The sequence below is a fragment of the Flagellimonas oceanensis genome (assembly GCF_003992595.1).
Classification (GTDB): Bacteria; Bacteroidota; Bacteroidia; order Flavobacteriales; family Flavobacteriaceae; genus Flagellimonas; species Flagellimonas oceanensis.
On sequence record NZ_RZNA01000031.1, the window covers coordinates 61,578 to 77,500 of the forward strand.

Sequence of the window (15,923 nt, forward strand, 5' to 3'; positions counted from 1 at the left end):
AAAATGAAATCCTTAGTCGATTTAAAAATGTATGTTTCGTAGCAAGTATTGTATAAGTAGCAATACAAGGGACAGCTAGTTTATTTTATACACAATCAAGGAGTTGTCCTGGTCTTTGGCGACCAGTTCCAGTTTTCTGTCATTATCCATGTCGGTAAGGTCAATCAAAGAACTTCCGAATAAGGGGAAGTTTGGAATTGACTCAGCCTGGCTGTCAAACAAATAAATTTGATGGTTCTGAATATCCGTAACCGCAACATATATTTTATCGTAGATGTAAAATATTTCCGGTTTGGAATACACGCCCAGTTCCAACTCCACTTTTCTTCCTTTTATGCTCAGAACATTGTCGTCCATAAACACAAGTGTGTTGCTCGTTGCGTAAAAGCCGTGGTCGGGATTTAGGTTAAAATTCGTGGCCACGAGATTTCCGTTGGTATCTATTTGATGTAGCACACCCGCTTTGTTGGTCACGGAGAATTTATTCTTATAAAGGAACACTTCGTTGTTGGAGAAATCTATTTTTTCTGCCACTTTGATCCGGTCGCTACCCACACGGTGCAAAATGCGAAGGGTGCTGTTATCCTGTTTGAAAACCAGATAGTCTTTATTGCCAACTCTAAAATGTTTGGGTGCTCCCAAAATATTGCTGGGGGCATCGGTAAAGGTAAATCCGCGTACAATCTTAGCTTGGTTGTTGTACATATGGACTTTGCTTCCTTGTGTGACCACAAAACGATAATTTCTGCTGCCGTCGTAGTCAAACACGGCCAGCGGGTTGAGGTTGCCACCTTCAAACTCTATGTTGAACGGAGGTACTTCATCGCCGTTGCGGTCCAATACCAGGAATTGGTCGTTCGTGGTAAAGGCCAATTGGAGTTTTCCGTTTTTGTAAATATCAACCTGTTGTATTTCTCCTTGAATCCGACCCTCCAATTGTTTGGTCCAGAGTACTTTTCCATCAGTGGAGATTAAGTAGAGGACATTGTTTTGATCCTGTACCACAATTTCTTGCTGTTTGGTTCGGTGGTTTTTTACAAATTGTGGGTCTGTGGCCAAGTCGGTATTCAGTTCCAAGGTAAATAGTGGGGATACGGTATTCCGCTCTTGGTTCTTTTCAATTTTTGATGCCAAGATGTTGAAATGTCCAAAACCGTTATCCATTACCATTTGCGAAGCAAAGACCTGTTCGTTTAAATCATCTTCATCTATATCCTCCGATATTTCGGGGGCAAGTTTCTGTTCGGCAAAAAAATCAATGCCTGATGCTTTCGAAATGAAAAGCATGCTGGATTCGCTGGCCAAAGATGCTTTTGCGGTTTTATATCCTTGGTCGCTATCAAAAGAAGAAGAACTTTTATGGTTGCTAATGATAGTTTGCAAGGCTTCTTTCCCCTCAGAAAAGATGAAGCTGTTTTCTATAATGGTGCAGTAATTGGATTTAAATTCTGTGACCAAGGGTGTAAAACCTTCTTCTATTAATGAAGTGTCCTCGAGCTCTAAAATTTCACTGTCCTGATAGTTTTGTGAAGCTGTTTTACGGCTATCCAGATAATCATAAAGGCTTTGGGTGCCATACGATTTTAAAAGAACCACTTTTTCGTTGTTGAGATAGATCACACCCACTTCCTCAACGGTATTGAAAAGGGAGTCGGTTTGTTTTACCCTATCCAGATAGGTGTTTTGGTTTTTTGCAAAAACTTGGTAGTCATCAAACGTATAGGATAAAATGGCTTGGGAGGTCAGTGGTGCATACGAAGGTGTTTTGTTGGCCAAAGGGGTGGTTCCTTTGAATAGATTGATGAAATTTTTAGTGGAATCCGGCGCCATGGCAACACCACTTAATCCAACTTCGTCCGAATTGGCGGTAAAATCCAAAGAAACCCATGAAGAAAAGGGAGGGTGATTGTTATTGCTCTGCTCCTTGAGGGAGAGTAGGGATGTATTGCCGCTCGGATTGATGAACAGCGTGGCTGACTTATCGAGCGAACTGGCTTGGTAGAGTCTTTCCAAAGTTGGGTCAACGGGAGTTTCCTCACTTACCCTGATAAGGTTTTCCATCAGCATCATGGAGGAGCTCATCAGGATGTCGTCATTTTTTTTGAAGCTGAATACTTCCAAACCGTCAAGATTGTATTTGATTACAGATACGCCTTCGTAGGTCAAGGTCTCAACGGTTTTGTTGGCCACGCTATCCAAATTAAATAGACTGGGGTCTTTTTTAGCAGCCAGCATATAGTCGTAGTTGTCCTTTCCTATTTCGTATAGTGCAAGTACACAGGTTTTATCCGTTGTGAGATTTTCCATGCCATTGATTTTATCCATGACTTCCTTAATGGTAGTAAAACCTTTGACAGCAGTAAGGGTTGAATTGTTTTTAAGTTCGCTCTTAAAATTGGTGAGGTTATTGATTTTTACAACGAGTGCTGGGTCGGGCGGTAAATGTTCCAAAAGGGAATCCTTGGTTTTTACCTCTTTTGTGCAGGATGCAATAAAAATGGGGAGCAAGCAAAAAAGTACCTTTAATCTCATTCTTGAAGTTTGACACAAAGTTAGGATTTTTAAATATCCAGTGTCAATTGTTCCGGGAGTTGTCTGAAGCTTTTTCGATGATATTTGGTAATACCGTATTTTTTAATGGCTTCTCTATGTTCCTTGGTCGGGTATCCTTTGTTTTTTTTCCAGTTGTACATAGGGAATTCCTCATGGATTTTGGCCATGTACTCATCCCTATATGTCTTTGCCAATACGGAAGCGGCCGCAATGCTCATGTATTTGCCATCCCCTTTTATGATGCATTCATGATCTATGTCGGGATATGGTTTAAACCTATTTCCATCAACAATAATAAAGTCGGGGGAGGGGCGCAGCTTTTCTATGGCACGGTGCATGGCTAAAAAAGAAGCGTTCAGAATATTTATTTCGTCGATTTCATCTTGAAAAACATGGCAAACAGCAAAGGAAGCCGCTTCTTCTACCAAAATGGGGCGTAATAATGTTCGTTTTATCTCCGAAAGTTGTTTGGAATCATTTAATACATCATTATTGAAGTTTTTGGGTAAAGTGACCGCTGCGGCAGTAACAGGTCCTGCCAAACAGCCTCTTCCAGCTTCATCTGTTCCTGCTTCGAAAACGGAATGATAACATGATTTTAACATGGGTTTCAAAAATTTAACATATTAGCCCTGTAAAAATGCATATTTACCGACAAATAGTTAAAAGAAATCATAAATGCTCTGAAGATGAGATGTTAGGGTAGTTTTTTTATGTTAAAATTATGAAAAAAACCATAGATAATCCTTGATGCTGGTTGTGCAAAGGTGTTAATTTTTTTGAATATTAACTTTTTATATTGATTTTTGAGCGGACTAATTCAAAAAATGAAATAAATGAAAGCTAAGTTAGCATGGATGCTAACGCCTTTGTTGGCGTTGTGCATGTCTTTCTCTTATGGACAGGAGAAAACAGTTTCAGGTAACGTGACGGATCAAAATGGTCTGCCACTGCCGGGTGTTTCCGTGGTCGTTGTAGGAACGTCTTCCGGAACCCAAACAGATTTTGATGGTAATTACTCAGTTACCGCTAATACTGGTCAGGTGTTGCGTTTTAGTTACATCGGTCAGAAGACAGTCGAAAGGACCATAGGTGCTTCCTCAACCATCAATATTCAGATGGAGGAAGATGCGCAAGCCTTGGAAGAGGTTGTTGTGACGGGGTATGGATCTCGTTCTAGAGAACTTTCGACTTCTGCCATATCGACAGTATCCACAGAAAAGATTGAGTCCTTTGTCCCTTCTACTAGTGTGGATAATATTCTTCAGGGTCAGGCCGCGGGTGTTCAGGTAACAGCTGCGAACGGACGACCTGGTCAAACGGCTTTTGTGACGATTAGGGGTGTGGGATCCATTTCTTCTAGCACAACTCCACTTTACGTTGTGGATGGTGTGCCGGTTAATTCGGATTTCATCAACAACTTGAACCCTAACGATATTGAAACCTTCTCTATCTTGAAGGATGCGGCCACTGTTTCCAAGTATGGTTCTCGTGGTGCAAACGGTGTTGTTTTGATTACAACCAAACAAGGTAGGTCGGGAGATGCTAGAATTACCTTCAGATCTTCTTATGGTTTTGCGGAAAGAATTCCAGACCCATTTGATTTGATGAATACTTCCCAGAAACTTGAGCTTGAGCGCCAATTTGCTGATTTGGGTGTAAGTGCAGCACAATCGTTGCCAGGAGCCAATGCGGATGACGCAGAAAGAGCAAGGTTGATTGGTTTGGATACCAATTGGGAAGAGGAGTTGTTGAGAAAATCCAAAATACAGTCCACCTCACTTTCCATATCAGGAGGAAATGAGAAAATGACTTATTTTATGTCTTTGGGTTATGATAAGAATACCGGTATCATTGACAGGATTGATGGTTTTGAAAGAATTACAGCTCGTTTGAACACCACTTACCAAGCAAAGGAATGGTTGAATGTTGGAACCAATATATCATTGTCAAGAAATACTACTGACCTTCCAAGGGACCGTAATAATGTGCAGAACCCATTTAGGGCTATGTATGACTACAACCCATGGGATCCATTGTATTCAAGAAACCCTGATGGAAGTATTGCTACAGATGAACAAGGTGATCCTATATTCAACTCAACAACAGCAGGTTTTCCAATCGCAAAGGCTTTGATTACAGAGCCTGAGGACAATAGGAACTTCTTAATTGTAGGTAGTTTGTTTGCGGACATTCAGTTGTCTGACAAATTTTCGAACAGATTTACAGTGGGTGCATCCAATAACAGGTATAATAGAACAAACAGGTCTTTGGCCGGTGGTGTTTTGAATTCCATTGTTGGTGATGCCAACTTCCCAGGAACACAGACTGATAATTTTCAGAATACATTGCAGTATAACGTAAACAACTTGTTTACATATACAGACACTTATGGGGATTATCATAATTTGTCTGCCAGTTTCCTTTTGGAGTACAACGAAAATATCTACACAAGCTTGTTTGCTAGCTCAAGAGGTTTTCCATCCCCAGACATACCGTACCAGAACATTGCTGCTGAGGCAACATCTGCTGGTACCGGTGAGGCAAGAAGGAGTCTGTTCTCCCAAGGTCTTTTTGTCGACTACGATTATGATAGTAAATATATTTTATCTGGATCTATTAGAAGGGATGGTTCTTCTAGGTTCGGTCCAGAGAACAAATATGGGTATTTCTACAGTGGAAGTGCTGCATGGAACATTGCCAATGAGTCGTTCATGGAAGGTTCTTTTGTTAACGACTTGAAGCTTAGAGCTTCTTATGGTACCTCAGGTAACCAAAACATTGGGGATTTTGCTTTTCTTGATTTGTTGCAATTTAATACGTACAACGGGAATACAACTGCTATTCCAATTGGTGTGGGTAACCCTAATGTACAGTGGGAGTCTCAGGCTATTTTGGATATTGGTGTTGAATTTGGATTGTTCAACAATCGAATCAATGGTGTAGTGGATTACTTTAAGAAGAACTCCAAAGACCTTTTGTTGGATCAACCATTGTCCCATACAGTTGGTGATGAGAACAATTCCATTACTTCCAATATTGGGGAAGTTGAGAACAGTGGTATTGAAGTTTCTTTGAATGCCGATGTTGTCAGAGCTCAAAACTTTGTTTGGAGAGTAGGAGGAAACGTGTCCTTTTTGGATAATAAGGTCGTATCCTTGGTGGATGGTAGTGATATCATTAACGGAGATTTCGGTAACAACATCTTGAGGGAAGGCGAAGAAATCAATTCTTTCTACACAGTGAAATATGCAGGGGTCAACCCAGCCAACGGTGAGCCTTTGTATTACGATTTAGATGGTAATATTACCAATCAATACAGTGGGTCGTTCAATACCATATTAGAGGGTAAGTCTCCTTACGCAAACATAGAAGGAGGGTTCTTTACTTCCATTAAATGGGGTGGTTTTGGAGTTCGTGCTGATTTTGTTGGTAAAGCAGGAAACTATATCATGAACTTCCAGAGACAAGCTGGTATTTCAATCGGAAATATAGATAGCAACCAAAGGGTAGAAGCTTTTAACTATTGGAAGCAACCAGGAGATACCAATGTATTGCCAAGTCCATTGTATCAAGGTACTGCTGATCAAGATAGTGATCGATGGTTGGAAAGAGGGGATTACCTTCGTTTAAGAACGTTGACGGTCGACTATACGTTGCCAGGTAAGTTTTTGGATAAAACAGGTATTGACAGGTTAAGAATCTATGCTCAGGGCCAGAACTTGTTCACTATTACAGAATACAATGGTGACCCAGAAATCGGAATTGGTTCTGATGAGAGTTCCGCCGCAGGTACTGCTGGATTTATCCCAGGAGCCTTCTCTTTATTCAGTTATCCGCAGACTAGGTCTTATACTTTCGGAGTAGAAATAGGATTTTAAAAAACAAAAATTGACATGAAAAATAAGTTATATACATATTGTTTAGCATCGTTGCTTGCCACTGGTCTATTGGTGTCTTGCGATGACGAACTTGATATTGATCCGTTCGAGGAAGGGAATCCAGCGACATTCTTTAATAGTGTGTCCAGTTTCCAAAACGGAGTGGATGGTGTCTATAGCCAATTATGGAATTACTACTCGGCTCCCGGTTCGGGATTGCAGGGTATCCCGGATATTCTTGGGGATAACGTGATTCTGTCCCAAACAGGCCGTAGATCAAACGAAGATTATTACGATTATCGATATAATGCCAACACCGGAGGAGCAATCTCCCTATATTGGAGTGAGGCTTATGAGGCAATCAATGCTGCTAACTTGGTAATTGGGCAGATTGATAATTTGGCTGCTGGTCCAGCAAGGGATAATATCCTTGGTCAGGCCATGGCGGCTCGTGCCATTGCACATTTCGACCTTGCTAGGGTGTATGCAATGATTCCAACCCAGAGTGCGGATGCAAACAATTCTTTGGGAATTGTTTACATGAAAGTTGAAGATGGAGATACTGGAGATCCATATGCTCAACCTGCTAGAGAAACTGTAGCAAGCAACTATGCTGAAATAATTGGTGATTTAGAGCAAGCTGCACAACTTATAGGTGATTCAAATGGCGAAGGTCGTTTGGATAGAGATGGTGTATACGGTATGTTGTCAAGGGTTTACCTGTATAATGGGGATTATCAATTGGCCATAGACGCTGCCGATGAAGTACAGACCGATGTTGCCGATGCTGCAGACTTGTTGGATGTTTATGAAGATACCACCAATGAAGGTGTGATTATCGAATGGTCCGTGAATACTTCCTCTGAATCTGGTTTTAATAATGTTGGTGTACTGTATAGCCAAACTACACCTCCAAATACCGTTTCAGAATATGTTATTGATTACGAATTTTATAACAATTTGGACCCAAATGACTTGAGGTTAGACGTTATCCAGTATGATGCGACCAATCAAGGGAACAATTACAATGCGGTTAGAAAGTTCTTGGGAGAAACAGGTCAGGTAAACGGCCGTGTGGATATCAAGGTGCTCAGAGCTGCAGAAGTAGTGTTGAATAAAGCCGAAGCGCAATTTGAGTTAGATCAAGAAGGTCCTGCACTTACTACCTTAAATACATTAAGGGATGCCAGATATACTTCTTATGCAGGTGGAGAAAGCGGTCAGGCTTTGGAAGATGCCATTCAGTATGAAAGAAGAGTGGAGTTGAGTTTCGAAGGACACAGGTTCTTTGACTTGAAGCGTAGAGGAGAGCCGATTCAGCGTTCCAATAATGGAGATATTCAAGACGGCACAGGAACTCCTCCTGAGGTATTGACTTTGCCAGCTGGCGATTACAGGTTCCAATTACCTATTCCAGCAGCTGAAATCAATGCCAATCCTAATATGGAACAAAATCCAAATTATTAATCGATAACGACTTGAAAGATGAAAAATATAATTAACAAATTGGGAGTTCTTTTTGTGGCTCTTGCATTGGTTTTCTCTTCTTGCGAAGAAGAGCAGATTGTGTACGATCCAGTGTCAGGCCAGACGGTTGCGTCATTCAGCACCACTTCCGTTAATATGGGTGTGCCTTCAGAAGGTACTTCCGTGGACATCGAGGTTACGGCCAGTACCCAATCTGATATCGAGCGGACTATTACCGTGGAAGTGGATCCTGCTTCCACTGCTTCTCCCGATCAGTATACAATTAGTACTACTTCGATTCCTGCAGGAGAGTTCTCAGGTGTAGTTACTGTTCAAGGAAACTTTGATGCACTACCCGAGGAAGGTACAACACAATTAGTTCTTAACATTACGGATGTGTCCAACTCGAATGATATTACATTCGGGGATCAGACACTTAGTATCTCGCTTTTCCGTGAGTGTCCTTCTGCTCCAACTCCTGGAGTATGGACTATTTATATGGAGGATAGTTATGGTGACGGTTGGCAAACTACAACTGCCAATGGCGGACCAGGTATAACTGTTACATTGAGCGACGGTACTGTGTTTGAAGTTGGGCTTTGTACGCCATATGAGGCAAATGGTTATGACTGTACAGGAGAACTATCATCTGGATCTACAACCATTGAAATCCCAGAGGGCATTGAATCCGCTGACTGGTATTTCCCTGGAGATAATTGGGGTGAGATATCCTATACTATTGTGGCTCCCAACGGTAACACTGTTGCTTCGGCTGCAACTGGTGAAGGTGTTGCAGGTCCTATAGAAATTGATTTCTGCGCTCAGTAGTACAGCGTAAATCACTAATAACAAAAGACCGGATATTTTAAAATATCCGGTCTTTTTTGTTTCATAGCTTTAGTTTTAAAGGATATTAACTTAAAAAATAATGAGAACTGCTCTGCCTTTGTTCGCATGGTAAGGAATGGTTTCCTTTAGTTCTAAAGCTTCTGGTATTATTTTCCAATTCGCTGTGGTGCACTCTATTTGTATTCAAGAGGTTTTCAGAATTGTAGCTTATGATATTTAGAATTTTGCATTAGGTACTTTAGTTGATTAGACGGCTGTGTGAATAAGCCCAGATTTAAATACGATGGAATAAAAAAGGCTACCGATCGGTAGCCTTTTTGGTTTGGCGCGCTTTATATTTTATTTGGTGCTGATTTCTTCGTTGATATATTGCATGACTTTAATTGCATCTTCTTCTTTGTTCAATCGCAAGTCATTTTTCTTGATGAAGTCTTTTATGTTTTCCTTGCCCAATAAATCATAAAAGTATTTATTTCTCAAATATATTTTTGTCGCAGGCTCTTCCCCTTTCTGGATATAGTAATCACTTATATCTATAAACCTGGGAGGAACGGTTCTGTCATAATTGGTCGCTCCTGTTCTACCTCGTCGAAGTTTCTTCTCTGGTTTGTAGAGTAATTTAATCTTACCTTCATTTAACGGGATGAAATATCCGATTCTGGTGGTTTCATTGTTGGAATCATCTAGGTAAGGGTAGAGTCTGTACAACTTATCATCAATTCGAGCAGAAATGTAATTACGTTTTAATACAGCGGAGTATTCTTTATCTCCCTTCTGAAGTTCTATCTCACTGTTGGCCGCATTGTATCTCAAATTTCCAATGGTCTTTACCTTTCCATTTACTAGAACTTGGCCATATTTGAAATTCTCATCAAAATATGGTGAACCTTCTGTTTTTGTTTCCTTTGGTTCTATAGCTGTTGTTTGGAAGGATACTACGGCACCTTCATCTGGATTCGTGAAATTAACTTGTGCTGCTCCCACTGTGGCAGTTAGCAAAGTCAAAATATTTAATTTAAAATTCATTTATAACCTGATTTTCAAATGGTTTTTACTCTTTTTGGCGATTTTACTTTCAACGGCAATAAGCAACATTTAATTGGACATGATTGTTATAATTTTCTTAATGTTATCATAAATCAATAAAAAATTTTGTCTTCAATGTTTAGTAGGTGTCGTATTGGTTTTTTATGACTCAACTTTTCACATTTCTTTAGAAACAAAACTTTTACCTTTGCCCAACCAATATCATGGAATGAGATTTATAGTATTGACCCTGCTTTTGTTCTTTGGCCACTCCCTAATGGCGCAGCAAGATTCAATTCCCCCAAAAAGGGAGAAAGATTCCTTGAGACTTCAGGATAGAGATTCGTTAAGTCTTGATTCCAACAAGGATACCATAGCAAAAAAAGATGCCATCAAACAAAAACCAGTGCTAAAAGGTCCTTGTAAATCGTTAGTGCAGCAAAAGGATTCTGTGAGTATTCGGGACTATAAAATCATATCCTATCAGCGTGATACCACTTTTGTGGATACAACGCTTACCATTAAAAAAGACTATAGGTATAATTACCTCCGCAAAGATGATTTTGAGTTGATGCCCTTTACCAATATGGGGCAGCCCTATAATGAATTGGGCGTTGGCTTTGGAACCATTCCCTATTACCCTCGCATTGGAGCCAAGGCAAAGCATCCAGGGTATTTCGAAAAAGAGGATATAGATTATTACAATGTCCCTACCCCTATGACCGAGCTTATGTTCAAGACGACCATGGAGCAAGGGCAGTATCTCGATGCCTTATTGACCTTTAATATGTCAAGGCGATTCAATATGGCCATTGCATATAATGGATTTCGCTCTTTGGGAAAATATAGATATGAAGAAGCTCAAGATGGAAAATTCAGGGTAAGCTTCAATTATATTACTGAAAACGGAAAATATGGATTAAGAGGTCATATAGCGGCCCAAGAAATGGAAACTGAAGAAAGCGGTGGTTTGTTGGATAGAAGTCAATTTGAAGACGATTTACCCGATTTTCAAGATAGGGCAAAAATTGATTTGCGGTATACCGATGCCAATAATAGGATTTTGGGTAAACGCTATTTTTTAGATCAGCAATTTAAGTTGGTGAGCCACAAAAGGGATTCAACGGACAATGAGCCAACAACCTTGACCATAGGGCATGAGTTTAGCTATGAGACCAAAATATACGATTTTGAACAAGCCCGTCAGAACGATGCCTTTGGTCAAGACCCGTTTTTAATCCCCATAGAAGACAGGGCGCGGCTGAAGACAATGTTCAATAGGGGGTCGGTTGGTTTTTTCAATAAAACACTGGGGCGTATATCAGGTAATATAAGCCTGTACAACTATAACTACTTTTTTAGCAGTATTCTAATAACGGATGAGCAAACCATTCAAAATAAGCTAAAAGGAGAGGAGATTTCAGTGGGGGGAACCTATAGTAATAAGTTGGGTCCGTTGTCTTTGAATGGAAATATCAATTACACCGTTTCCGGGGATTTAACAGGGAACAATTTGGATGTCACTGCATCCTATAGATTGAATGAGAATAATTCCTTGATAGGAGGATTGCATATTTCCTCCCGCATGCCGAACTTTAATTATTTGCTTTACCAAAGTGATTATCGCAATTTCAATTGGCAGAACAACAACACCTTCGAGAAAGAGCAATCGCAAAGTATCTCTGCTGGGTTCAATTCCAAAAAATTCGGTCGGCTGAAAGCCGATTTCAGCAGAGTGGATAATTACACCTATTTTGCATCCACTGCAACCGAAGAGGAAATAGGTCTGGGTCAAGAGAACGCTTTTGTGAGGCCGTTTCAAGAATCGGGAACTGTGAACCATCTTAAAGTTAAGTATGAAAAGGAACTGAAATGGAGGAAATGGTCGTTGATGAACACGGTAATGTACCAAGAAGTGACTCAGGAGAACCAAGTACTCAATTTACCGCAAGTGGTTACGCGAAACAGTCTGTACTTTTCAAGTGATGTATTTAAAAAGGCCATGTTTCTGCAAACAGGAGTAACCTTTAAATATTTTACATCGTACAATATGAATGCCTACAATCCATTGTTGGGTGAGTTCTACATCCAAAACAATGAAGAGTTCGGGGGTTATCCATTGATGGATGTTTTCATTAATGCCAAAGTGAAACAAACCAGGATTTATTTAAAGGCCGAACACCTGAACTCCATTTTTTCAGAGCCTAATTATTACTCCGCACCAAACTATCCATACCGAGATTTTGTGATTCGATTTGGGTTGGTCTGGAATTTCTTTTCCTAAAATCCAATAAGAATAAAAGAAGGAAAACCTGAAAAACAAGGAGTTATAAATCAATTGATTTTTTTTCAAAAAAAATATTGAAAAACATTTGGCGGAAAGAAAATAAGGTGCGTATATTTGCACCCGCTTAGCTGATAAGGCAAGGCGCTTCCAAGACACCGAAACGGTGATTTTAGAAGTAAAAAAGACAAGAAGTTCATATACATATTGTAACGACAGCGTAGAATTAAGAACAAACCATTTTGATGCAGGGACTCAGGGATTTCCGGGTGTCGGACAGACATTCAAGGAAATACAATGAAGAGTTTGATCCTGGCTCAGGATGAACGCTAGCGGCAGGCCTAACACATGCAAGTCGAGGGGTAACATGGAAAAGCTTGCTTTTCTGATGACGACCGGCGCACGGGTGCGGAACGCGTATGGAACCTGCCCCTGTCAGGGGAATAGCCCAGGGAAACTTGGATTAATGCCCCATGGTATCACGGGATCGCATGATTTTGTGATTAAAGATTTATCGGACAGGGATGGCCATGCGTACCATTAGTTAGTTGGTGAGGTAACGGCTTACCAAGGCAGCGATGGTTAGGGGCCCTGAGAGGGGGATCCCCCACACTGGTACTGAGACACGGACCAGACTCCTACGGGAGGCAGCAGTGAGGAATATTGGACAATGGGCGGGAGCCTGATCCAGCCATGCCGCGTGCAGGATGACGGCCCTATGGGTTGTAAACTGCTTTTATACGGGAAGAAACGCGCCCACGTGTGGGCGTCTGACGGTACCGTAAGAATAAGGACCGGCTAACTCCGTGCCAGCAGCCGCGGTAATACGGAGGGTCCGAGCGTTATCCGGAATCATTGGGTTTAAAGGGTCCGTAGGCGGGCCTGTAAGTCAGGGGTGAAAGTTTGTGGCTCAACCATAAAATTGCCTTTGATACTGCAGGTCTTGAGTCATGGTGGGGTCGCCGGAACATGTGGTGTAGCGGTGAAATGCATAGATATCACATAGAACACCGATCGCGAAGGCAGGTGGCCAACCATGTACTGACGCTGATGGACGAAAGCGTGGGTAGCGAACGGGATTAGATACCCCGGTAGTCCACGCCGTAAACGATGGATACTAGCTGTGGGGACTTCGGTCTCCGTGGCCAAGCGAAAGTGATAAGTATCCCACCTGGGGAGTACGTTCGCAAGAATGAAACTCAAAGGAATTGACGGGGGCCCGCACAAGCGGTGGAGCATGTGGTTTAATTCGATGATACGCGAGGAACCTTACCAGGGCTTAAATGCAGGCTGCATAAGCTAGAGATAGCTTTTTCTTCGGACTGCCTGCAAGGTGCTGCATGGTTGTCGTCAGCTCGTGCCGTGAGGTGTCAGGTTAAGTCCTATAACGAGCGCAACCCCTACCGTTAGTTGCCAGCATGTCAAGATGGGGACTCTAACGGGACTGCCGGTGCAAACCGTGAGGAAGGTGGGGACGACGTCAAATCATCACGGCCCTTACGTCCTGGGCTACACACGTGCTACAATGGCCGGTACAGAGGGAAGCCACCCCGCGAGGGGGCGCGGATCTACAAAACCGGTCACAGTTCGGATCGGGGTCTGCAACTCGACCCCGTGAAGCTGGAATCGCTAGTAATCGGATATCAGCCATGATCCGGTGAATACGTTCCCGGGCCTTGTACACACCGCCCGTCAAGCCATGGAAGCCGGGAGTGCCTGAAGTCCGTCACCGCAAGGAGCGGCCTAGGGCAAAATCGGTAACTAGGGCTAAGTCGTAACAAGGTAGCCGTACCGGAAGGTGCGGCTGGAACACCTCCTTTCTAGAGAAAGAGATGCCCGGAATCCCGGGTCCCGCACGAGGTGGTTGTTACGTTTTGCGCTGTCGTTTATGATATGTTTTTTTGGTATACAGGCAAATTTAGGCCAAGACAGTCTCATAGCTCAGCTGGTTAGAGCGCTACACTGATAATGTAGAGGTCGGCAGTTCGAGTCTGCCTGAGACTACGAAAGGTACGAAGTATGTAAATACGGAGTGCGAAGTTCATTGAGGAATACTGAAGGAAATTTTAGAAGTTGAGTGATTATCACGTAATGGTGGGCACGTTATCAAAACTGTTAACCGTTAACTGGTAACTGCTGACTGAAACGGGGGATTAGCTCAGCTGGCTAGAGCGCCTGCCTTGCACGCAGGAGGTCATCGGTTCGACTCCGATATTCTCCACCACGGCAATTGTCGTCGACGGTGATTTTCATTGCCGGTGGCGATTCGCCAGAAAGTTCATTGACATATTGGGACGGAGCAGTAACGACATAGGTCGTTATGTGCGAAGTCAAAGAAGAAACACGAAGTAGAATAGAATATATAAAGGATTACGAGAGGGCATCTGTACTTAGGTACAGGTGCGACAAGCAAAAGAAGGGCGTATGGGGGATGCCTAGGCTCTCAGAGGCGATGAAGGACGTGATAAGCTGCGAAAATCCACGGGGAGCTGCACATGAGCATTGATCCGTGGGTGTCCGAATGGGGCAACCCGGCTGGTTGAAGGCCAGTCACACCGTAAGGTGGGCGAACCCGCTGAACTGAAACATCTAAGTAGGCGGAGGAAGAGAAAACAAGAGTGATTCCGAGAGTAGCGGCGAGCGAAATCGGATCGGCCCAAACCGTCGTTGTTCCGGCAATGACGGGGTTGTAGGACCACAATGTTCTTAGCGCGACGAACCGGAAGCAGTTGGAAAGCTGCACGATATGGGTGATAGTCCCGTACGGGCAAGGAGCGTTTAAGATAGTGGTATCCTGAGTAGCGCGGGGCACGTGAAACCCTGTGTGAATCCGGCGGGACCATCCGCCAAGGCTAAATACTCCTGGGAGACCGATAGTGAACCAGTACCGTGAGGGAAAGGTGAAAAGAACCGTGAACAACGGAGTGAAACAGACCCTGAAACCATACGCCTACAAGCGGTCGGAGCGGATTTATCCGTGACGGCGTGCCTTTTGCATAATGAGCCTACGAGTTACTTTTACCGGCAAGGTTAAGCACTTATGGTGCGCAGCCGTAGCGAAAGCGAGTCTGAACAGGGCGCTTTAGTCGGTAGTAGTAGACGCGAAACCGTGCGATCTACCCATGGGCAGGTTGAAGCTGTGGTAACACATAGTGGAGGACCGAACCCGTTGACGTTGAAAAGTCTTGGGATGACCTGTGGGTAGGGGTGAAAGGCCAATCAAGCTCGGAAATAGCTCGTACTCCCCGAAATGCATTTAGGTGCAGCGTTCTGATAGTTATATAGAGGTAGAGCTACTGATTGGATGCGGGGGCTTCACCGCCTACCAATTCCTGACAAACTCCGAATGCTATATAATGTTTCAGGGCAGTGAGGGCATGGGTGCTAAGGTCCATGTCCGAGAGGGAAAGAACCCGGACCATCAGCTAAGGTCCCCAAATATGTGCTAAGTTGACAAAACGCGGTGGGACTGCATAGACAGCCAGGATGTTGGCTTGGAAGCAGCCATTCATTTAAAGAGTGCGTAACAGCTCACTGGTCGAGCGGTCCCGCATGGATAATGATCGGGCATAAGCACATTACCGAAGCTATGGCATCGAAAGATGGGTAGGGGAGCATTCTGTTCGGCGTTGAAGGTGCACTGCGAGGTGTGCTGGAGCGTACAGAAACGAAAATGTAGGCATAAGTAACGATAATGCGGGCGAGAAACCCGCACGCCGAAAGACCAAGGTTTCCCCGGCCATGCTAATCAGCCGGGGGTCAGTCGGGACCTAACACGAACCCGGAAGGGGCAGTGGATGGACAAGCGGTTAATATTCCGCTACCCGCAATGCGACAAAAGTGACGGGGCAGCTTAGTTGGTG

General features: G+C 43.1%; 7 protein-coding genes, 2 tRNA genes and 2 rRNA genes (1 of these 11 only partly in view). 8 read left to right on the forward strand and 3 right to left on the reverse strand.

The window, feature by feature from the left end:
* Positions 1 to 75 precede the first annotated feature (75 nt).
* Positions 76 to 2,532, reverse strand: coding sequence for a ribonuclease HII (locus tag EO132_RS08985; RefSeq protein WP_127137541.1), 2,457 nt, complete (start codon positions 2,530 to 2,532; stop codon positions 76 to 78).
* A 29-nt stretch (positions 2,533 to 2,561) separates the two neighbouring features.
* Positions 2,562 to 3,158 (reverse strand): ribonuclease HII, encoded by a 597-nt coding sequence (locus EO132_RS08990; protein WP_127137542.1) that lies wholly within the window; start codon positions 3,156 to 3,158, stop codon positions 2,562 to 2,564.
* Positions 3,159 to 3,389: 231 nt separating this feature from the next.
* Here EO132_RS08990 and EO132_RS08995 point away from each other — a divergent pair, with 231 nt between their 5' ends.
* From EO132_RS08995 to EO132_RS09005, 3 genes are read left to right on the forward strand one after another with little or no spacing between them, the layout of a single operon-like run.
* Entirely contained in the window at positions 3,390 to 6,434 is a 3,045-nt protein-coding gene (locus EO132_RS08995) for a SusC/RagA family TonB-linked outer membrane protein (RefSeq protein WP_127137543.1), read from the forward strand.
* Between the two features lie 15 nt (positions 6,435 to 6,449).
* On the forward strand, positions 6,450 to 7,901 hold the full coding sequence (locus EO132_RS09000) for a RagB/SusD family nutrient uptake outer membrane protein (protein WP_127137544.1): 1,452 nt from the start codon (positions 6,450 to 6,452) through the stop codon (positions 7,899 to 7,901).
* A gap of 18 nt (positions 7,902 to 7,919) precedes the next feature.
* Positions 7,920 to 8,729 carry a hypothetical protein gene (locus EO132_RS09005; protein WP_127137545.1) on the forward strand — a complete coding sequence of 270 codons (810 nt, stop codon included), beginning with the start codon at positions 7,920 to 7,922 and terminating at the stop codon, positions 8,727 to 8,729.
* Between the two features lie 360 nt (positions 8,730 to 9,089).
* On the opposite strand, the gene EO132_RS09010 is transcribed toward EO132_RS09005, so the two are convergent.
* Positions 9,090 to 9,776, reverse strand: coding sequence for a hypothetical protein (locus EO132_RS09010; RefSeq protein WP_127137546.1), 687 nt, complete (start codon positions 9,774 to 9,776; stop codon positions 9,090 to 9,092).
* Between the two features lie 229 nt (positions 9,777 to 10,005).
* On the opposite strand from EO132_RS09010, the gene EO132_RS09015 reads away from it, so the two are divergent.
* The 5 genes from EO132_RS09015 to EO132_RS09035 form a co-directional block, all read left to right on the forward strand.
* The gene (locus EO132_RS09015) at positions 10,006 to 12,060 is read left to right on the forward strand and encodes a putative porin (protein ID WP_235856420.1); all 2,055 of its coding nucleotides are present in this window, start codon (positions 10,006 to 10,008) and stop codon (positions 12,058 to 12,060) included.
* A 294-nt stretch (positions 12,061 to 12,354) separates the two neighbouring features.
* Positions 12,355 to 13,880 (forward strand): 16S ribosomal RNA (locus EO132_RS09020).
* Between the two features lie 110 nt (positions 13,881 to 13,990).
* A tRNA-Ile gene (locus EO132_RS09025) sits at positions 13,991 to 14,064 on the forward strand.
* Between the two features lie 143 nt (positions 14,065 to 14,207).
* A tRNA-Ala gene (locus EO132_RS09030) sits at positions 14,208 to 14,284 on the forward strand.
* A gap of 178 nt (positions 14,285 to 14,462) precedes the next feature.
* A 23S ribosomal RNA gene (locus EO132_RS09035) occupies positions 14,463 to 15,923 on the forward strand; it runs 1,358 nt beyond the window's last position.
* Together the 16S and 23S rRNA genes with 2 tRNA genes alongside form the textbook arrangement of a ribosomal RNA operon.